Below are 17,621 nucleotides of genomic sequence, written 5' to 3'. Positions count from 1 at the left end.
CAGAGCGGCTTTTTACTGTCCGCTATGTAACGAGGCCGTATCCGCAATTTTAATCTCATGCTCCTTTCCCGCAGCTGGCGCCAGACGTTCAGAAAGTAACTTTTTTCTTGCCAGCAATACACGATATATATTTTTGATATCCAGAGCATAGGCCTTGCGCTTCGCGATGAGCTTTTTGCTCGGCCCAGTATTATACATCCCTACGCTGTCCCAGTTTTTTCCGTATGACCTGAAGTTGTGCGCCAGTACCCATGCCCCCGTATAAACGCAGATGCATGGATCATTCAACAGGCGCTCACGGGTAATATTGAAGTTTTTAAGTTTACCGTAATGAGAGCTGTTTACCTGCATACCGCAGACATCTTCTGTCCCATTCCTGTTTGATCCATTTATCGCATCCGGTACCAGATGGCTCTCTTTAATCGAAATTGACATAAGCAGCAGTGGATCAATTTGATAATCTTTCCCGGCCTGATCAAAGCACATTTGTGGAGCTGCGCCAGCAGACATGGAAAGGGTCAGTAATGCCGCAGGCAGTATCGATATTTTCATGGTTTGGCCTTTTAACGAAATACACGGGCTCTGGAGAGTAGCCTTAAAAAATACCCCGGCGGATCGTCGTAATCAAGTTAATTCACTACAAACGCGCGTGAGCGCTCTCCTGAGGGGATTTAACACCTGTCCGAAATAAACATGTCAGAGCAGTAGACGGTATTAACATGCCGCTCTTTACTAACCCTTTAAAACATCACACCCCACGCAAGACTTCGTCTTGCAGATTTTTCTTTTAATTTCAGGTGGATGCCTGTAAGAAATTTACGCGCATATAAAATATGGCCGTTTAATGTCGTACATACCGACACTACACTATCGTATAATCCTGATACCTGTTAGTGTCGGTATGTCACACATGTATCGTACAATTGTAGATATGCTGTAATTACATTGAATTATATATCGCACAGTGTCACACTGCCGCACATCTTAGTGCTGGATTGTACTACTGTATAGAACACAAATTCGCAGCAGTATCAACCCATTACAGCCTTGCACAGCAATCTGGTTATCCACCAACAGACCACACATAGTGTCGGTTCCGACACTAACTTAAAACAGGTAAGAAATATGGGAAGAGTCGGCATCTACCTTAAAGATAAAATTGAACGCGAAGTTCGTGATATTGTTCAGCAAGACCTGCAAAACGGCGCGAATGCTGGAGAAGCAAACATATCAGCCACCTGCAACGAATTAATCCGGCTTGGACTGCTTGTTTATAAACGCGATGGCGAGGACGGCAATCAGTTTGATATCGAAGGATATCGCAGAGACGTCATAAGAAAAGCAGCCGGCTCACGCGAGGGTACAGTTCTCATTGCCACACTACTTGCTGAGATGTATTTAAAAATGACAGGAAAAGACGGCGAAGGACGCCTGGAAGACACGCTTGATATGATTATAAGCGGTATAAACACAGCCGAGAACGAAGCGGAAGCAAGGCACTTCATCAACGAAAAAGAATAAAACTGCGAGCCGGACAACCCCGGCTCGCATCGATCACTAAGACGGTTTTTCATCCCAGGGAAGGTCGCCTTTCTCCACCTCCTTAATTTTTTCCTTCAGGAACACTTCAAACTCCATACAGAGAACTTTAAGCGCCTGCGCATCCTCGTTCTGGTCAAGCAACCTTTCCGTAAAATAACCCAGAGTATTCATCAGGCGGGTTAGCATTTCGTCATTCAGACCACGGTTATGCACCTTCGCCATTGCCCTGATTTCATCTGCCAGATTCTCAGGAATACGCATGCTATATCCGGTTGTTTTCCCCGGAAGCAAAACTCTTTCACCCTCTCGCCACATCCATAATTGCTCCTGCTTGGGCGAGGAATTAATTCCCTTTGCAACATCAATAGATTCACTATCAAGCAATTGCCCAAGCCACTCCTCAAATCTCACCGCCAGTGCAATAAGCCGCTCACCTTCAGCAGTTTTAATGACAGGCTTGCCCGGCTGATAATTCAGCGACAACAAAAGCCTGGCAATAATTTCCTCATTCACACTTCTGTTGCCAGCCCTGGCACATATTCTCAACTCCATAAGCAGATTATCCGGAGCACGCAATCGCCACTCCACCGCTTCACCCGGTTGGAACTTACGTGGACGGCCGCGACCATCCCACATTTTCTCTTTAACTTTCATAGCTATAGATCCCGGAGGCCATTTCCGAACTTTCTGGTCAACAAAGCCTACTCACTTACATATTCGGATAAATCTGAATGATTCCAAAAAGTGTGACATGCGTCACGGTTTTTTTTTTTAGGGTCATGGGACAATTGCGCCCGCGTAAACAAGCACTTACGCGATTCACTTTTGTTTACTTCGGAGAAAACAATCATGTCAACCAAAGGCAGTGCCCTTAACGTCGGTAAGGGATGGGCGGTAGCGTCTTTATTCCGCAAAGCACGCGAAAATCGCCAGACTAAATTTTACTTAAAGTCAGCAGGCGCTTTTTTAATTGCACTTATGGTCACTCACCCGGCATTCGCCAGCGGCACCGACCTTCTTTCCTCACAGAACACCACAGTTAATTCCACCTTCGGCTCTGGCTCATCCTTGATTAAATGGTTTTACATTGCCGAAATCATCATGGGCCTGTTTATTTACATCAAGGCTCGCTCACCGCTGGTATTCGTCGGTATCGTGATGGCAATCATCTTTACCCGTGTCGCCTTCGGCATCGCGAGTTAAATGATGAACAGGGAAGAAGATAAATACTACTTCCCGGAAACTTTGAACCAGCAGGAACGTTATTTAGGCTTACCGATTGATGAGCTAATTGTTACCGCACCCCTTATCTTACTGGGGGTGCTTAACAACATGTCGGTCGAGCTTGGAGTAATTGCAGGCCTGCTCTGGTTTCTCGTCCGATATCTGAAAAAAGGGCAGGGGTCATACTGGCTACTTAATTTCTGCTACTGGCACCTGCCGTCACTTTTATTCAAAGTCACCTTTCGCCAGATACCCGACTCAAGTTTCCGTCACTGGAGGGCATAGTTTTCATGAAACTGAATATTAAAGGAGAGCGCGATAAACAACTCCGCTATGCGTTTATTGGTCTTTCAGCCTTAACTTTACTCATGGGCGCAGGGAATGTACTGACTGGCTCACTGGCATGGTATTTCGCCACCACCCAGAAAACCATCACCACGCCATTAACGTTTAACCGCCCATTTGCATCCGATTCAAAAAGTGTAGATGCCACCGGCCTGACACAATTCGCTGCTTCCTTTATTTACTGGCGACTGAACGTAAGCCCGGAAAACATCGACAACAACCAGAAAATGATACTTGGATTCGCCCCTTCCGCCGAGCGGGACGTACTCAAGAAATCTCTGGACATTGAAGCTGAACGCATCAAGAAAGCGGGCATAACCACCCAGTTCGACACGAAAGAAATTCGCGTCATGGACGATGGCTCCGTGCAGTACAGCGGGGTACTGAAATCCTCCACCACAAACGGCGCAATCATCACTCCACTGAAAGACCAGGAAAAAACCTACCGACTGAAGCTGAGTTACCGGAACGGTGTGATTAACCTCCACAGCTTCGAAGAACTTCAGCCGGTGTCCACCACTAACTGACAGGACTGCCCATGAAATTTCGCATTTCACCGGCAGCTGCTGCTGTGTTTCTGGCAGCGGGATTATTCACAGGCGGCCTCCGGGCCGCTTCCGCACCCGCAGCCATTCCGTTTGAGAACGACGCCGCCTTTAGCGTTACACTCAGCAACACCAACCCGAGCAAGGTTGTTGTCGACGGAGAACTCATAACCAGCATCAGCGGACCAACCGGTGCGTATGACCAAAGCCAGACCGAGGACGGAGCGCTCATTCTGTCTCCGCTTGTCGCCCAGAACTTCACGCTATTCATCCAGACTGACCGCGGTTCATCGCTGAGCCTCAATGTCAGGCCACAGCCGGGTAACGGTAAAACACTGCGTTTCACACCTATGTCACCACCACTTCGCAAGAACGACGATGCGAAAGCATGGGAAGAAGGGCAGACCTACGAAAAAACGCTGGTCGCACTGTCCCGCGCCGTAGTCAACGGCCAGGCACCGGACGACTACCAGGAATATCCGGTCAGCCGCATGCCGGCATACACACCCGCCAGCGATGTACACCTGACACCGGAACGCCAGTTTGTAGGTAACCACCTGCGTGTCGTGCGCTTCCGGATGAACAACCCCGGAAACATCACCCGCGACCTGCGCGAGCGTGACTTCTGGCGCAAGGGCGTCAGAGCCGTGATGCTGTCACAAAACAAACTGTACGCCGGTGGCGAAGGCTACGCCTGGATTGTGTTTTCAGATGACGGAGACACCCGCCCATGAATCTGAATGAAAATCTGAAAACCCGCCGTAAGCAACTGGCCATCCTTGCCGCCGTTATCATGGGGGGCGCAGCTGCAACGGGGGGTGTCATATGGTACGGCAAGTATCAGCAGGCTCAGAAACAACCCGCACCGGTTGCAGCCCCAAACCTGACCGGTGTGGTCACGGCAACATTTAACCAGCAGGTTAGTGACGCAGCGCTGGTGCAACAGCAGGCAAAGACCTCAGCACTTGAGCAAAGTCTTGCAACACTCGCACAGCAGTTTGAGCAGAACAAACTCACTACTGAACAGAAGCTGGCCAAAAAGGATGAAGAAATTCAGCGCCTGAATGACCAGCTCTCGAAAGCCCCCGGCAGCAACGCGACCACCGGCCAGCAGACACCACCTGCCAGTCAGAACGGAACACCACTCCCCGGCCCTGTTGCTGCCGGTCAGGCCCGACCTCCCGAATACACTGTCACCCCCACAGGAGCACCGGCCGCCACTGGTGTCAACATGGGGCAGGGCGCAGGGTTCTATCCGGGCGGCTCAGGCCAGCGTATGACGGGCGGGCTGTCGACCACAAAATTCAGCTATGAAAGCCTGAAGAAAAAGCCAACCAAACTCCCCTGGATTCCGTCGGGTTCGTTCTCCGACGCCATCCTGATTGAAGGCGCTGACGCCAACGCCAGCGTCACCGGTCAGCAGAACACCCAGCCAGTCACCATCCGCCTGCTGGGCAATATCCAGATGCCGAACAACAAAGAGTACAGCGCAGACGGCTGCTTTGTGGTGGGTGAAATCTGGGGTGATATCTCCAGTGAGCGTGGCGTTGTCCGGACGAAGACAATCAGCTGCGTGCTGAAGAACGGCAAGCACGTCGATATGGAGTTCGATGGCCATGTCAGCTACCAGGGGAAAGGCGGTGTTCGCGGCAAGCCCGTTATGCGAAACGGCATGATTGTCGGCTATGCGGGGGCAGCAGGCCTCCTGTCTGGCTTTGGCGAGGGTATCAAATCGGCGGCAACGCCATCCGTGGGCATCGGCGCCACAGCTGACGTTGGCGCGGCAGATGTGTTTAAGCAGGGCTTTGGCGGCGGAGCCAGTAAGGCCGCAGATACGCTGAGCCAGTACTGGATTAAGCGCGCTGAGCAGTATCACCCGGTAATTGATATTGGTGCCGGCAACCTGGTTACTGTTGTGTTCCAGAAAGGCTTCCGCCTTGAAACCATCGAGGATGCTGAGGACGCGAAGGCGAAAGAGGAAATGCAGAAAGCCGGCAACGCCGCGCAGAACGCCGTGACTCCGCAGCCGGCGAGCCAGACCACAGCATCCGGCACCACCTCCGTCGGCAACATCAACCCGGACGACGTTCTCCGCCAGGCCAGCCAGCTGCGCCTCGGTGACACCATCAACTGATGAGGAAACGCAGATGGCGGGACAAAGAACATCGCAGAAGGGTGTGTCCGACCACAAAACAAAGGATGTGAACGTAAGCAAAAAAAGGAAGCTGGCCGACCGGTTGTACGGAGCGTTTCTGCTCTTATGCATGGTAGCCGTGGTATGCCTTTTTTTCTACGGGCAAAGCCACAACAGCATATGGAGCATCGTTGCATTTGGTACAGGCGGTATTTTGTGGTGTATCGCACCTGAGTATTACAACAGACCTGACATCGACAGCAAAAAGGCGTCGGGAGGAGAAGACGACGGTAACCGTTAAATAAGGAAGCCGGAATGCGTGATGAAGAGCGTAATAACTGTCTGCTCATCACTTTTTTCCTGTAATTCATTTCGCCGGAGTGATTATGTCTGCAATCAGAACACGTTCTTTATTGCTAAAAAGCCTGCACGACTATCGTTATATCCTCATTCCTGCACTGGTATTCACTCTCGAAATGACAGTGTGGGCAGTGCTCAATCTTAAAGGCGTGGGTGATATGGGATGGGTCTCCTGGAGAGTTTCCCTGCTCTTAAGCGTGTTCCTCGTATGCTTTAGCGGCTCTGCCTTTAACAAACGCGATGAAGGGTTCTTTATGTATGGTTCAGTCGTTCCCTGGGGCGGAATGCTGATAGTGGCGAGTATTTATGGCTTTATCCAGATGAACCTGAACTTTCTGACGCTGGACGTGTTTTATGCCGGCGTGTTTGGAAGCCTTGCTGCACAGCTGGTTTTCACTGTGCTTCAGTGCAACTGCAAATAATGAAAATTGAGTATTACCCCTCCCTGAAGACCCCCTGAACTAAAACCGGAGTTATCCCATGAAAAAACTACTGGGTGCTGCACTGCTGTGCAGCGCACTGACCGGCTGCGCCGGTCTCAATTCTGATTTTGACTGTAACAAGACTGCCACCGACCAGTGTCTGACGACCGGTGAGGCCAACAGGCTGGCCGCACAGGGTAAAAGTCTGGATGACCTGACGGCCGATAAAGCCGCAAAAAAGCCTGCGGGTGAAACCCTGCCGGCACTGCGAAATCAGGCTCCGGTCGTGAATCCGTTCCGACCTGTCTCCGTCGCAGCAACCGGAACGACCACTGCCAGGCCGGTTGCGTCTCGTCCTGTTACTACTGCCCCGGCGGGGACGTCTGGTTCTCTGGTGACACCTCTGGCTTCTGCCAGTCATGCAACGCCAGTTGCAGTCAACACAGCAGGTCACGTCCCCGCCCAGCGTATTCCTGATGCGACGCAGCGCCTGTGGATTGCGCCCTGGGTGGACACTGACGACAACTTTCATCAGCCAGCTGTGGTCGAGTTCGTAAAAAACAAATCCCACTGGGATGAGAGCTACCGCGTTATCGGGGAGGGCGGAGAATGATCGGATTCAGTAACGATTCATCGCTGGCTGAACTTAGCATGATGGCCGAAGGAAAAATGCTGAGTAATTCCACATACAGAATGGAGCTGAACGCTGATGTACCGGTGAGCGTCAGTCTCACCGAGGAGGCTCGTCAGCGTCGTCTCGAACTGATCCGGGAAGCAGCGGAGGGCCGAAAATGAGTTTTGTTGACAGCCTGATGGATATGCTGAAAAACGGCGGGCAGGAAGACGGTGCTGCCACGGCACGAAATAACCTCTCCCAGACATGGGACTATCCGTCCCTGGTTGCTGCGTTGCCGTACCGGTACTACGACGATACAAATGAAATTTTCGTCAATGCCGGCTCTGCGGGTTTCATGATGGAAGCTGCTCCGTTACCCGGTGCGAACGAACAGGTCATGGCCGCGCTGGACGACATGCTGCGCAAAAAGCTGCCTCGCAAAACTCCGGTGACTGTCATTCTCCTTGCCAGCAAGTGCGTCGGTGAGCGTATCGATCGCGGCGTGAGTAATGACATGTGGAAAGGCGGGATGGCCGATCATCTCAATAAAATCACTCGCGCGTTCTGGCAGCGCTCTGCGTTGCACGGTCTGGCCAACGAACGCGAATACCCGCTCTATCTGCGCAACTACCGTATCTTTCTTGTCTATGGTCAGCCGTTGAAACGCGCCTCCCAGACGCAGCGGGTGATTGATGACCTGATTCAGATACGCAACACCATCCGCGTATCCCTGGGGGCCGCGCGTATCGACAGCATGAACGTCGATGTGAATGGTTTCCTGTCTGCGGTACGAGAGCAGATGAACTACCGTCAGGAGCAGGTGCTGACCTCTTCCGGGGACTACAGCGAAGACGAGAAACTCAACCGCCAGGTAGTTGACCCGGGTATTGACCTTAAGGTGCATCCGTCTCATATCCGGATGGAACTGCCGGAGACCTTCGATACGGGAGGGACGCGAATGCCGGCATCGTCATGCCGCATCATCAATATGCAGCTCAGCAAAAATCCGCGTCGTTTTGCGCTCTGGCAGGGGGCTGATAACCTCCAGAATCTGCGGTTTCCCGACCTCGGCATTCCCTGCCCGTTTATGCTGACCTGGACTACCGAGCTGGAGGAGCAGACCAAAAGCCAGAGTGAGGCGTTCCGTAAAGACCAGGACCTGTCAAAAAAAGCCAACTCTGCCTACGCGGCTCTTTTCCCCAATACCAAGAAAGCGGCGGAAGAATGGCGGCGTACTCGTGAACAGCTGAGCAGTAACGAAATTGCGCTCTGTAATACCTATTTCAACCTGACCCTGTTTGCGCCTGACAATAATACCGACGCGCAGGCCTGCGAACTGGCTGCCGTGAACGTATTTCGCAAAAATGAACTGGAGATGGTGACAGTGCATTACCAGCAGATGCGTAACTGGCTGGCAGGCTTCCCGTTTGTTATGCAGGAAGGGATGTGGGAAGACCTGAAGATGACAGGCGCAACGCTGCGCGCCAAATCATGGAACGCGGTGAGTCTGATGCCGGTCGTGGCTGAACGCCAGCTGTCCAACGTGGGTATGCCGCTGCCGACATACCGCAACCAGGTGGCATTTTTCGACATGTTTGGTGAGGAGAACGGCAGCACCAACTTTAACATCGCCGTGACCGGTACTTCAGGCGCGGGAAAATCCTTCCTGACGCAGGGTATTCTGCGTGACGTGCTGAATGCCGGGGGGTACGCCTGGGTAATTGACATGGGTGACAGTTACAAGAACTACTGTCATCAGGCCGGCGGGGTTTATCTTGACGGCGCGAAGCTGCGCTTTAACCCGTTCGCCAACGTCAAGGACATCAACCATTCTGCGGAAGGTATTGTGCGCCTGCTGACGGTGCTGGCAAGCCCGACTCAGCCGCTGGACGGTGTCTGTGAAGCGATTCTGCAGAAAGCGGTGATGGATGCGTGGGAGAAAAAAGGAAGCAAAGCCCGTATCGATGACGTCCATAACTACCTGACCAATGAGGACATCAATCAGGCATTTGCAGACAAGCCGACTATCATCGCACGCCTCGCTGAGCTGGCCATGCTGCTCGATACCTACTGCACCTGGGGGCCGGACGGCGAATACTTCAACGCTGACAACCCGACGCTCGATGGTGACACCCGCTTCGCGGTGCTGGAGCTGCTGAGCCTGGAAGACAAGCCGAAGTTACTCTCGTCCATCCTGTTTTCACTCATCCTGGCGATTCAGGAAAAGATGTACCACAGCCCGCGCGACCTCAAAAAGGTCTGCATCATCGACGAGGCCTGGCGCCTGTTGGGTGGCTCTAACCCGCACGCGGCACGGTTTATCGAAACTGGCTACCGCACCGTGCGTCGTCACCGTGGCGCGTTCATCACCATCACCCAGGGTATCAAGGACTTCAGCGCCAGTAAGGAAGCAGAAGCGGCCTGGAACAACAGCTCCACCAAAATCACCCTGTTGCAGGATGCGAAGGCGTTTAAACAGTACCTTGCCGATAACCCGGATCAGTTCTCGGACATGGAAAAAGAAGTTATACGTGGCTTCCAGCCTGCGCTACAGACCGGCTACAGCTCCCTGCTGATAAGTGCCGGTGAATACAGCTCCTTCCACCGTCTGTTCGTCGACCCCGTTACGCGCGCCATGTTCAGCTCGCGTGGTGAAGACTTTGCCTTCATGCAGAAATTGCAGAGAGAGGCCGGGGCCACTGCGGAAGAAGCGGCATATCTGCTGGCGGAGAAGAAATTCGGCAGTGAACTTCGTGAACTTGAGGAATGGGTTAAAGCGGCATGAGTGAACAACAGGAAAAGCCATATGGCGTCGATAACGTCCGGGATGGCGCAGCGATGGTCAGCAGGACGTCCAGCTGGATGAAAGGTGGTTTGCTGGGGTTAGCGGGAATACTGGCGATGACCGGTGTGGCATACGTGACGGCGAAAGCCGTCACCCCGGAGATCGTGGTTTTCGATATGAAAAACACGATTGACCTTTTCATGCAGCAGTCCGCCCAGTTGCAGCTTGATGAAGACAAGGCCCGGGCGTTGACGACGCGCTTTAATACCGCGCTGACCGACAGTCTGGGGGAATGGCAGGCTTCACATAATGCCATCATCCTGGTGAAACCGGCGGTGATGAGTTCACAGCGTGATATCACCAGCGAGATCCGGACCGATGTTGCGCGACGCATCCAGGGGGGGCAGTGAAAAAACGACTACAGCTGATGGCCATGCTGCTTCTGACGTTGTCCACGGGCAGCGGGGCGAAGGACCTCGGTACCTGGGGTAACGTTTTTGAACCAACCGAGCAGGACATGCTGGCCTTTATCCAGAACCGCCTGAAAGGAATGGAGCAGACGGGCGAACTTGACCGCCTGCGCAGGGAGGCAACGGACAGGGTGAAGGAGCATGCGGTTCGTCCGACGCCGGTGGAAGGCCTCACAAAAGCGAAGGAATACCGCAGCTTTGCCTGGGACCCGACATTTACTGTGAAGGAGACGATCACTGACATGCAGGGCAACGTGATCGCCCGTAAGGGCGACACGGTCAATCCTCTGGATAAGGTGCCTTTCAGTCAGGTGCTCCTTTTCATCGATGGCGATGATGAAGAGCAGGTGAACTGGACCCGGCAGCAGCTTGCCGGCCAGACGAACCTGAAGGTGATCCTGGTGAACGGCAACATTAAGGAAACCAGCGATGCGCTGAACGAACGTATCTACTTCGACCAGGCAGGCGTACTGACGCGTAAATTTGGTTTTGAGCACGTCCCCGCGCGTATCTCACGCGACGGCCGCGTGATGAAAGTAGAAGAAATTCCGGTATCAGGAGCAAAAAAATGAGCGCAACCACATTAGGAGAGTTGTTTCCACACCTGCGGCAGGCCATCACTCCGCATCGCCGCTATGCTAAACAACCCCGTAAAGCCTCAGTTGTTACATCCCGAATGGGGACGGCAGAGCGGCTCAAAACGTTGTATCCGGAGCTGGATTCCTGGCATCCGGTGCTGGTCACTAAAGCCTGGCTTCACTGGTGCGATCAGCATCAGCAGGAAGCCCGGGAGCCGTCGAAACGAGATGAACGTTTCCCGGACTACATCATTCACCTCTTACTGGAGAACATGCGGGCCGAGGACAGCGCGAAACGTAAAAAGGGCCAGATGCTGTCACTTTCCGAACGTCTCGACAGGTTATTTGCGGGGGAAGGGCAGGAGAGCACCGAATGTCACTAAGACACGATGCAGCGGTGCCGGGAATGCCTCACCGCATGACTGGCTACAATGCTGAAACCAAAGGCTGCGACGAAGATGTGAATCGCCTCTGTAAGCTGTACCCTGAAATTGCATCATGGCAACCGGAGCTGATTGCCGGTGCCTGGCGTCAGTGGTGCGTGGAGAACCAGCTTCAGCCGATAGCGCCGGAAAAACGTGATGAGGCGTTTCCCCTCTACCTCGTCAGGCTTATCCGCAACAGAATGGAGGAGATGAACGCATGGCGCTAATCAGCTGCTTCACCGGTCCGGAGGGGCTACAGGGGGTACTTACCTGTTTGCGCGACACTGAAGGCCTGACCGGTATTCTTGTCGTGGTTGGGTTGCTCACTGGCTGGCTTGTTGTTCAGTACCTGGCAGGTGCCCGGCGTGAGCGCCGGGCGTGGGAGAGCCGACCGGGAATGCCCGTTCCGCCGGCCCAGTTTGGCAGTGCCCGACATGCTGAAGCTGTACATGCCTTTGCTAACCGGGAATTATACCAGGCGATGCTTCGCGGGCTGGAAAACGGTCTGACTGAAACGGGCTACGAACTGACGCGTGATAGATCCCGGCGTGTGGTGGCAATACCACTGGAAGACAGACTGACGATCAGTCGCTGGGTTTTTCGGGCGCGGCAGTGGTACACGTCACCAAGAATGTCTGAACAAAGGACGAAAGACATTGAAGATGACGCGGTGAACGACGGGTACGCTGGCATGCTGCTCAATGTACTTATCCGTGGATGTGCTCATGAGGGCTGGTACATTACAGAACCGGTACCAGAATTCGCCCCGACATCCTTTCCGCTAAAACAGGTAGCCATCAATGTCAGGGCCACACAGGCTGTACTGACCAGAGATGTGGTGAGCATCATCAATGACGTTGCTGAAAAAGTGAGAATGCAGCCATCTTTCCCCCATCACCCGACGTGTACTGTCGCTGACGTGGTGAACAGCGAGCTGAATTATGAGGTCCGGCAGCAGGAGATTGACGAGCCGCCTGGCTGGTTTAATTCTCCCGCGGGATGTGAGCTTCCGGACGATATCACCGAAGGACATTTTCCACTCTTCATGACATCTGGACACCGGCATTTCATTGTCCGGGTACAGGGAGGGAGATTTTATACACAGGGTACGCTTGCCTTCTTTATAGAGCAGGCCGCACACAGGATTGCACAGGGTGAAGTCAGCGGAGCGTGCTACGAAGATGACAGCGGTTATGCTTTCGCTGTGATGCCTGCAAAAACAACCCAATAATTCAACCGTGCTGCCATTCAGGATGTTCGGTGCTCACTGCGTTGCGCTCCGCCTCAGCCTGAATGTCACCCCGGCTTCCGATTAACCCCCGACCAGGTAACGCCATGAAAAAAGACCCTGATACTGAAAAGGGCCGGAATGTCACCATCTCGTCAGTACGTCACGATGAGGGTTCGGCCCGACAGCTGGATGAAATCCTCAACGATAACCCGCTGTACAAACCTTCGCATGTGCTGCGCGGAGCCATTCTTGCCCTGTACGAAATGAGCCAGGAACAACGTCTGGCCATCATCATGAAAGCGGCTGATAAAGCGAAAAACCACTGACCATTTCTTAAGCCCTCCCGCCATCCGGTGGTTGCGGCACGCCCGGAGATACCCCATGACTCACCCTGAACCTGTCAGGCCGGTGACGGTTACCCGTGACCGCAACGGCTTCTGGACGCACCCACACTATTTTACCCCCGCCAGTGATGAGGCCGGGCAGTCAGAATTCGGCGACTGGATGCGTCTGCACAACCTGACCTGTGCCACCCGCTGGATGGAAAATGATGCGCCTCCGCAGGTGATCGCCGCCTGGGAAAATGGCGTAGCCGACATCAGCGACTGGCAGCCCTCGGCGCCTGCGGGTGATGGCTGGTTCATTGGCTCCATTCATGACACTGATGACGGCCCGGTTTGTGTCTGGTTGCGGGAGGTGAAATGAAGCGTTTTTCATGGCTTGCTGGCCTGATGCTTGTTTTTATGTCCCTGACGCCGGCGCAGGCCACAGCTGCCAGCAACGCAGGCGACGGTCGCTGGGTGAATCCCATCACTGACGTCTGCTGGAAATGCCTGTTTCCGATGACGATCGGTAATATCCAGCTGGCTTCCGGTCCCCAGAAAGACACAACCAACCCGTCCTCGCCTATCCAGATTTGTCCGGTGGGTATTCTGTATCGCATCGGGCTGGCCATCGGATTCTGGGAGCCTATGGCGATGGTTGATGTGACACGTGAGCCGGGGGTAATGGTCAACATGGGTGGCTTCAAGATCGACCTGGGACGTACTGGAACCGGCACGGCCGGGCAGAGCGACAGGCCCGCTGCAGGTACGTTTTACCACGTTCACTGGTACAAATACCCGTTGATTTTCTGGCTTAACATCATCACCAGTCTGGGATGTTTGCAGACCGGAGACATGGATATTGCCTATCTGTCTGAGGTCGATCCTCTCTGGAATGACAGCACGCTCTCGATGCTGATCAACCCGGAAGCGGCACTCTTCGGTAACCTGGTTGCTCAGGGAGCATGCGCGGCTGATGCCGCCGCCGCGTCAGCTGGCCTGCCGTTGTCACCGCTGTTCTGGTGTGCGGGAAGTCAGGGGTCAATGTACCCATTGACCGGCTATACCAGTGGTGAATTTTCCCCGCTGGAGGCCTCATTGCTCGTCGGTGAGCGAATGGCCTTCAAGATGCACCGTGAAGGACTGGTCTGGAACTCTGTCGGCGCGGATACCGCCGTCTGCAACCAGTATCCTTCACCCATCATTCCCAAGGAACGATGGCGGTACCAGATGGTGAACATGTATCCCGAAACGAACAACTGCCACCCTTTCGGGGCCAGTACCCAGTTGTGGGGCACCACACACAACTCACCTTCATCGAAAAAGAACTTCGGCTACCTCTTCTGGCGCAAACGTAACTGCGTCTTCCTTTAAGGACATGACAATGAAAAACGCTTATCTCCGGGCGCTGACGTTCAGCGTCATGGTTGCTTTCGCACCAATGGTCGTGGCGAGCGCCCAGACTGATATTTCCGTCACTGACCATAGCTGGATAAAAGGTCAGCAGGACGCACTGGCGGCTATGAAGGACGATCTGCAAAGCCAGTCTGCCGGTTCATACGTGTTACCGCAGGCGCAGCAGGACCTTATTACCCGACTACAGGGAAATATAGCGGCTCAGACCACCACGATGGGGGAAAAAGACACCTTCCCGGCGATTTACTTTGTAAGCCTCGGCATTCCTCGCGAAGGCCTGCTGCCGATGCTGAAGGACGCCCGCCGTTACAACATACCGCCAACGCTGCGTGGCCTCGTCAATAACGACATGCGCCAGACTGCGGCAGCTATGTTTGAGCTGAGTAAGGAGGACAAGGACGCCGGCGTGCAAATCGACCCGACGCTGTTCACTCAGTACAACATCACCACGGTACCTGCCCTGGTGGTGACCTGTCCTGGCCACCATGATGTTATCCGGGGAAGCCTGCCCCTGAAACAGGCCCTTGAGAAAGTGGAAGAAAGCGGCGAGTGCGCGGCAACGGCACGCCATCTCCTGGAGGCTGCCCAATGATAAAAATGCTTTCAACTGCGCTGTTGCTGTTCCCACTTTTCGCTGTCGCCGCTGATCCTGCCTTTGAGGCGGGGGCGAGTTTTGGTAAGGGTAACGCTGCCGCAGGAACCGGTGCTCTGAAAAATCCCGGCGCGGTCACCGGAGCGATACCGGGCTATACCGCGAACCCACCGGAAAAGGGGTATTACGGTGGTGTAACCGGGGGCGATGGCGGTCTGGCGGGAAAAGGACAGGCTGCCCTGCAGGGAAATGACGCGGCACAGTCGGTGATCAGTTCCGGCACCAAAAACCCGACCCCAACGATTGATCCGAACGCACCTTTTATCACTATTGGTAAAAATGCGGAGGGTACGGCAGACGGGATCATGGATGGCAGCAGCCAGCAGTGTAAAGAGACGACGGTATCCAAATCGACGTTTGAGAACTTTACCTGCGATCGGGATGTGGCTGTGATCCAGACTTGTGGCAGAACGGCCACTATAACCGGGCATTATGAGGACAATTATACCTATAAGACTATTACCATTGATTCAGACAATCTGGACGTAAGCAGCCCGGAAGTGTCGTACAGCATGCCGGAAGGAACAGTGTATTCGGCGACAATGAACTACACGTTTAAGAAAAATTTGGCATTCAGTAACGATCTCTGGTTTCTGAACATTACGGCTCTCGGTACGCTGATGACGATGTACGAAACCTCCGGGTCTTATCAGTTATCCCCTGGTAAGAGCTTCACTGAAGGAGAGAAACTGACCATAACGTTCAATAACAAACGAAATCTACCCGAAAGAGTGGCAAGCATTTGGGAATTGGGTAAAACCAACCATATGTACCATTTTGTCATCACCATCGTTTACCGTACCGGTACAAAGGTATGGGTTCCACAGACGACCTGGACTGAAAACTGTGGTTTTGACAAACAATCGGCTCTGTCCAGCGCGGGCAGTATCTGTACCGAACCAGGCGGCACCCGTACCGTCACCGTCGACGGGAAGGAGTATAGCCAGACAAACAGTTGCTGGGCATATTCAGATTCCTATGTGACGGGTACCAATTCTCGCGGAAACTGCGGTTCGCTGATGGATAACCCCGCCTGCACGCTTTCTTCCCATTCCTGTACAACAACTGAGTCGGGTGTCTGCACCCATCAGTCAGAAACGTATCAGTGTCAGAAAACCTGGTCGTCCAGCGGTCTGGTCTGCGGCGGGGAGTATATATGTAAGTCCGGTGCCTGCGATGAGACGAACGGTACTGGTGATAACGGGTTTGATACGGCTGTGGCCAAACTCGCAGGGCTGGCCTCTGCGGCAGAAGATGTCAGGGATCAGAACAGCACTATAGATGTCAGAGCGTTCACGGGTAAAGCCATGAGCTGCCGTAAGGCGTTTGCCGGCTTCTCCAACTGCTGCAAGGATTCTGGCTGGGGACAGGACACAGGTCTTGCCGCCTGTAACGATGATGAACTGGCTCTCGGTAAGGCCAAAGCCAAGAAAATCACCGTCAGTGTGGGAGAGCGCTGTGACCATAAGGTCCTGGGGGCCTGTATCCAGAAGAGTAAAGTGTACTGTGTGTTTGACGGCAAACTTGCCCGTATCATTCAGGAGCAGGGGCGTCGTGATCAGCTGGGCGTGAAGTTCGGCAGCGGCGACAGCCCGGACTGCCGGGGCATTACGGTACCGGAGTTACAGAGTATCGACTTCGATAAAATCAACTTCTCGGATTTCTATGAGGATTTGATGAAGAACCAGAAAATCCCGGATACCAGTGCGCAGGTTCAGCAGATTAAGGATCGCATCGCCGCGCAGGTGAACCAGCAGGGAGGTGGCAAATGAAGCGTGCCCTCTGTGGCCTGCTTATGGCGCTGGCGAGCCATACGGCACTGGGCGAGGAGATTGTGACGCCGGCAGAGCCGTTCACCGGCTGGTCCTGGTACAACGAACCGAAAAAGCCCCCCGAGCAGCCCCGAAAACCGCAGCAGCCAGCACCGCAGGCCATCCCGGATCTCAGTAAAATGTCCCCGATGGAGCAGGCCAGGGTGCTGAAAGGGTATACACAGGAGGCGCTTAACCGCGCCATCCTGTACCCTTCGCGGGAAAATACGGCGACGTTCCTGCGCTGGCAGAAGTTCTGGACGGACCGGGCATCGATGTTCAGCCAGTCCTTTGCGGCAGCGCAGCTGAGCCATCCTGACCTCGATTACAACCTTGAATACCCGCACTACAACAGCATGGCGCCGTTTACCCAGACACGTGATCAGCAGACCCGGCAGAATGCGGTGGAACAACTGGCGCAGCACTACGGGCTGTTTTACTTCTACCGGGGTAGCGACCCGATCGACGTGCAGATGGCGGGGGTGGTGGCTGACTTCGCGAAAACCAACGGGATTTCGCTTATCCCGGTCTCGGTCGACGGCCAGGTGGCACCAGGCCTGCCGCAGAGTCGTCCGGATACCGGTCAGTCCCGCTCGATGAACATCACACATTTCCCGGCACTTTTCCTGGTAGATCCCCGCAACCAGAACTACTGCGCGCTTTCCTACGGCTTCATGACCCAGGATGACCTGTCAAAGCGATTCCTGAATGTGGCCACCGGTTTTAAACCCAATTCCTGAGA

The 17,621-nt window shown here is 53.9% G+C and carries 24 protein-coding genes; 22 read left to right on the top strand and 2 right to left on the bottom strand.

The window, feature by feature from the left end; translation table 11 throughout:
* Window positions 1-12: 12 nt before the first annotated feature.
* Window positions 13-552, bottom strand: a complete 540-nt coding sequence (locus EXW94_RS27340; protein ID WP_254797919.1) for a lytic transglycosylase domain-containing protein — start codon at window positions 550-552, stop codon at window positions 13-15.
* A 573-nt stretch (window positions 553-1,125) separates the two neighbouring features.
* On the opposite strand from EXW94_RS27340, the gene EXW94_RS27335 reads away from it, so the two are divergent.
* Window positions 1,126-1,521, top strand: a complete 396-nt coding sequence (locus EXW94_RS27335; RefSeq protein ID WP_174341644.1) for a conjugal transfer protein — start codon at window positions 1,126-1,128, stop codon at window positions 1,519-1,521.
* A gap of 36 nt (window positions 1,522-1,557) precedes the next feature.
* On the opposite strand, the gene EXW94_RS27330 is transcribed toward EXW94_RS27335, so the two are convergent.
* Entirely contained in the window at window positions 1,558-2,196 is a 639-nt protein-coding gene (locus EXW94_RS27330) for an Arc family DNA-binding protein (RefSeq protein ID WP_174341643.1), read from the bottom strand.
* A 195-nt stretch (window positions 2,197-2,391) separates the two neighbouring features.
* Here EXW94_RS27330 and EXW94_RS27325 point away from each other — a divergent pair, with 195 nt between their 5' ends.
* The 21 genes from EXW94_RS27325 to traF all read left to right on the top strand — a co-directional run bounded on the left by EXW94_RS27325 (window position 2,392) and on the right by traF (window position 17,619).
* The gene (locus tag EXW94_RS27325; RefSeq protein WP_174341642.1) at window positions 2,392-2,745 is read left to right on the top strand and encodes a type IV conjugative transfer system pilin TraA; all 354 of its coding nucleotides are present in this window, start codon (window positions 2,392-2,394) and stop codon (window positions 2,743-2,745) included.
* Between the two features lie 3 nt (window positions 2,746-2,748).
* The gene (gene traL / locus EXW94_RS27320; RefSeq protein ID WP_154878216.1) at window positions 2,749-3,051 is read left to right on the top strand and encodes a type IV conjugative transfer system protein TraL; all 303 of its coding nucleotides are present in this window, start codon (window positions 2,749-2,751) and stop codon (window positions 3,049-3,051) included.
* 5 nt (window positions 3,052-3,056) lie between these two features.
* Window positions 3,057-3,638, top strand: a complete 582-nt coding sequence (locus tag EXW94_RS27315; RefSeq protein WP_174341641.1) for a TraE/TraK family type IV conjugative transfer system protein — start codon at window positions 3,057-3,059, stop codon at window positions 3,636-3,638.
* Window positions 3,639-3,649: 11 nt separating this feature from the next.
* Window positions 3,650-4,390, top strand: a complete 741-nt coding sequence (gene traK, locus EXW94_RS27310; RefSeq protein ID WP_174341640.1) for a type-F conjugative transfer system secretin TraK — start codon at window positions 3,650-3,652, stop codon at window positions 4,388-4,390.
* A complete protein-coding gene (traB, locus tag EXW94_RS27305; RefSeq protein ID WP_174341639.1) occupies window positions 4,387-5,790 on the top strand; it encodes an F-type conjugal transfer pilus assembly protein TraB in 1,404 nt (467 codons plus the stop codon). The genes traK and traB overlap by 4 nt, the downstream gene beginning before the upstream one ends.
* A gap of 13 nt (window positions 5,791-5,803) precedes the next feature.
* A complete protein-coding gene (locus tag EXW94_RS27300; protein ID WP_174341638.1) occupies window positions 5,804-6,091 on the top strand; it encodes a hypothetical protein in 288 nt (95 codons plus the stop codon).
* An 85-nt stretch (window positions 6,092-6,176) separates the two neighbouring features.
* Entirely contained in the window at window positions 6,177-6,572 is a 396-nt protein-coding gene (locus EXW94_RS27295; protein WP_174341637.1) for a hypothetical protein, read from the top strand.
* Between the two features lie 58 nt (window positions 6,573-6,630).
* Entirely contained in the window at window positions 6,631-7,185 is a 555-nt protein-coding gene (traV, locus tag EXW94_RS27290; protein ID WP_174341636.1) for a type IV conjugative transfer system lipoprotein TraV, read from the top strand.
* Window positions 7,182-7,367 carry a hypothetical protein gene (locus EXW94_RS27285; protein ID WP_049013038.1) on the top strand — a complete coding sequence of 62 codons (186 nt, stop codon included), beginning with the start codon at window positions 7,182-7,184 and terminating at the stop codon, window positions 7,365-7,367. The genes traV and EXW94_RS27285 overlap by 4 nt, the downstream gene beginning before the upstream one ends.
* Window positions 7,364-9,973 carry a type IV secretion system protein TraC gene (traC, locus tag EXW94_RS27280; protein WP_174341635.1) on the top strand — a complete coding sequence of 870 codons (2,610 nt, stop codon included), beginning with the start codon at window positions 7,364-7,366 and terminating at the stop codon, window positions 9,971-9,973. The genes EXW94_RS27285 and traC overlap by 4 nt, the downstream gene beginning before the upstream one ends.
* The gene (gene trbI, locus EXW94_RS27275) at window positions 9,970-10,383 is read left to right on the top strand and encodes a type-F conjugative transfer system protein TrbI (RefSeq protein WP_174341634.1); all 414 of its coding nucleotides are present in this window, start codon (window positions 9,970-9,972) and stop codon (window positions 10,381-10,383) included. The genes traC and trbI overlap by 4 nt, the downstream gene beginning before the upstream one ends.
* Window positions 10,380-11,015 (top strand): type-F conjugative transfer system protein TraW, encoded by a 636-nt coding sequence (gene traW / locus EXW94_RS27270; RefSeq protein ID WP_174341633.1) that lies wholly within the window; start codon window positions 10,380-10,382, stop codon window positions 11,013-11,015. Before trbI ends, traW begins: the two co-directional genes overlap by 4 nt.
* Entirely contained in the window at window positions 11,012-11,404 is a 393-nt protein-coding gene (locus EXW94_RS27265) for a hypothetical protein (protein WP_174341632.1), read from the top strand. The genes traW and EXW94_RS27265 overlap by 4 nt, the downstream gene beginning before the upstream one ends.
* A complete protein-coding gene (locus tag EXW94_RS27260; protein WP_254797918.1) occupies window positions 11,395-11,673 on the top strand; it encodes a hypothetical protein in 279 nt (92 codons plus the stop codon). Before EXW94_RS27265 ends, EXW94_RS27260 begins: the two co-directional genes overlap by 10 nt.
* On the top strand, window positions 11,664-12,677 hold the full coding sequence (locus tag EXW94_RS27255) for a hypothetical protein (RefSeq protein ID WP_174341631.1): 1,014 nt from the start codon (window positions 11,664-11,666) through the stop codon (window positions 12,675-12,677). The genes EXW94_RS27260 and EXW94_RS27255 overlap by 10 nt, the downstream gene beginning before the upstream one ends.
* Window positions 12,678-12,781: 104 nt before the next feature.
* A complete protein-coding gene (locus tag EXW94_RS27250) occupies window positions 12,782-13,003 on the top strand; it encodes a hypothetical protein (protein WP_015572104.1) in 222 nt (73 codons plus the stop codon).
* A 55-nt stretch (window positions 13,004-13,058) separates the two neighbouring features.
* Window positions 13,059-13,382 (top strand): hypothetical protein, encoded by a 324-nt coding sequence (locus tag EXW94_RS27245; protein WP_174341630.1) that lies wholly within the window; start codon window positions 13,059-13,061, stop codon window positions 13,380-13,382.
* Entirely contained in the window at window positions 13,379-14,374 is a 996-nt protein-coding gene (traU, locus tag EXW94_RS27240; RefSeq protein ID WP_174341629.1) for a conjugal transfer pilus assembly protein TraU, read from the top strand. Before EXW94_RS27245 ends, traU begins: the two co-directional genes overlap by 4 nt.
* Window positions 14,375-14,384: 10 nt before the next feature.
* Window positions 14,385-15,008, top strand: coding sequence for a type-F conjugative transfer system pilin assembly protein TrbC (trbC, locus tag EXW94_RS27235; RefSeq protein ID WP_174341628.1), 624 nt, complete (start codon window positions 14,385-14,387; stop codon window positions 15,006-15,008).
* Window positions 15,005-16,840 carry a type-F conjugative transfer system mating-pair stabilization protein TraN gene (traN, locus tag EXW94_RS27230; protein WP_174341627.1) on the top strand — a complete coding sequence of 612 codons (1,836 nt, stop codon included), beginning with the start codon at window positions 15,005-15,007 and terminating at the stop codon, window positions 16,838-16,840. Before trbC ends, traN begins: the two co-directional genes overlap by 4 nt.
* The gene (gene traF, locus EXW94_RS27225) at window positions 16,837-17,619 is read left to right on the top strand and encodes a type-F conjugative transfer system pilin assembly protein TraF (protein WP_174341626.1); all 783 of its coding nucleotides are present in this window, start codon (window positions 16,837-16,839) and stop codon (window positions 17,617-17,619) included. Before traN ends, traF begins: the two co-directional genes overlap by 4 nt.
* The last annotated feature ends 2 nt before the right edge of the window (window positions 17,620-17,621 follow it).

The organism is Enterobacter sp. JMULE2, from assembly GCF_013337145.1.
Taxonomy (GTDB): Bacteria; Pseudomonadota; Gammaproteobacteria; order Enterobacterales; family Enterobacteriaceae; genus Enterobacter; species Enterobacter mori.
Note: the sequence above shows the minus strand (reverse complement) of the source record. Positions and strands in the feature narration are given on the sequence as shown.

What these genes read in the sequence shown, in the direction of transcription:
- traL (WP_154878216.1), top strand. Translation starts at nt 2,749, where the DNA reads ATGAACAGGGAAGAAGATAAATACTACTTCCCGGAAACTTTGAACCAG.
- EXW94_RS27300 (WP_174341638.1), top strand. Translation starts at nt 5,804, where the DNA reads ATGGCGGGACAAAGAACATCGCAGAAGGGTGTGTCCGACCACAAAACA.
- EXW94_RS27335 (WP_174341644.1), top strand. Translation starts at nt 1,126, where the DNA reads ATGGGAAGAGTCGGCATCTACCTTAAAGATAAAATTGAACGCGAAGTT.
- traU (WP_174341629.1), top strand. Translation starts at nt 13,379, where the DNA reads ATGAAGCGTTTTTCATGGCTTGCTGGCCTGATGCTTGTTTTTATGTCC.
- traF (WP_174341626.1), top strand. Translation starts at nt 16,837, where the DNA reads ATGAAGCGTGCCCTCTGTGGCCTGCTTATGGCGCTGGCGAGCCATACG.
- EXW94_RS27265 (WP_174341632.1), top strand. Translation starts at nt 11,012, where the DNA reads ATGAGCGCAACCACATTAGGAGAGTTGTTTCCACACCTGCGGCAGGCC.
- traC (WP_174341635.1), top strand. Translation starts at nt 7,364, where the DNA reads ATGAGTTTTGTTGACAGCCTGATGGATATGCTGAAAAACGGCGGGCAG.
- EXW94_RS27330 (WP_174341643.1), bottom strand. Translation starts at nt 2,196, where the DNA reads ATGAAAGTTAAAGAGAAAATGTGGGATGGTCGCGGCCGTCCACGTAAG.
- traK (WP_174341640.1), top strand. Translation starts at nt 3,650, where the DNA reads ATGAAATTTCGCATTTCACCGGCAGCTGCTGCTGTGTTTCTGGCAGCG.
- traB (WP_174341639.1), top strand. Translation starts at nt 4,387, where the DNA reads ATGAATCTGAATGAAAATCTGAAAACCCGCCGTAAGCAACTGGCCATC.
- EXW94_RS27250 (WP_015572104.1), top strand. Translation starts at nt 12,782, where the DNA reads ATGAAAAAAGACCCTGATACTGAAAAGGGCCGGAATGTCACCATCTCG.
- EXW94_RS27260 (WP_254797918.1), top strand. Translation starts at nt 11,395, where the DNA reads ATGTCACTAAGACACGATGCAGCGGTGCCGGGAATGCCTCACCGCATG.
- EXW94_RS27245 (WP_174341630.1), top strand. Translation starts at nt 13,059, where the DNA reads ATGACTCACCCTGAACCTGTCAGGCCGGTGACGGTTACCCGTGACCGC.
- EXW94_RS27295 (WP_174341637.1), top strand. Translation starts at nt 6,177, where the DNA reads ATGTCTGCAATCAGAACACGTTCTTTATTGCTAAAAAGCCTGCACGAC.
- traV (WP_174341636.1), top strand. Translation starts at nt 6,631, where the DNA reads ATGAAAAAACTACTGGGTGCTGCACTGCTGTGCAGCGCACTGACCGGC.
- EXW94_RS27255 (WP_174341631.1), top strand. Translation starts at nt 11,664, where the DNA reads ATGGCGCTAATCAGCTGCTTCACCGGTCCGGAGGGGCTACAGGGGGTA.
- EXW94_RS27325 (WP_174341642.1), top strand. Translation starts at nt 2,392, where the DNA reads ATGTCAACCAAAGGCAGTGCCCTTAACGTCGGTAAGGGATGGGCGGTA.
- EXW94_RS27340 (WP_254797919.1), bottom strand. Translation starts at nt 552, where the DNA reads ATGAAAATATCGATACTGCCTGCGGCATTACTGACCCTTTCCATGTCT.
- trbI (WP_174341634.1), top strand. Translation starts at nt 9,970, where the DNA reads ATGAGTGAACAACAGGAAAAGCCATATGGCGTCGATAACGTCCGGGAT.
- EXW94_RS27315 (WP_174341641.1), top strand. Translation starts at nt 3,057, where the DNA reads ATGAAACTGAATATTAAAGGAGAGCGCGATAAACAACTCCGCTATGCG.
- EXW94_RS27285 (WP_049013038.1), top strand. Translation starts at nt 7,182, where the DNA reads ATGATCGGATTCAGTAACGATTCATCGCTGGCTGAACTTAGCATGATG.
- traN (WP_174341627.1), top strand. Translation starts at nt 15,005, where the DNA reads ATGATAAAAATGCTTTCAACTGCGCTGTTGCTGTTCCCACTTTTCGCT.
- trbC (WP_174341628.1), top strand. Translation starts at nt 14,385, where the DNA reads ATGAAAAACGCTTATCTCCGGGCGCTGACGTTCAGCGTCATGGTTGCT.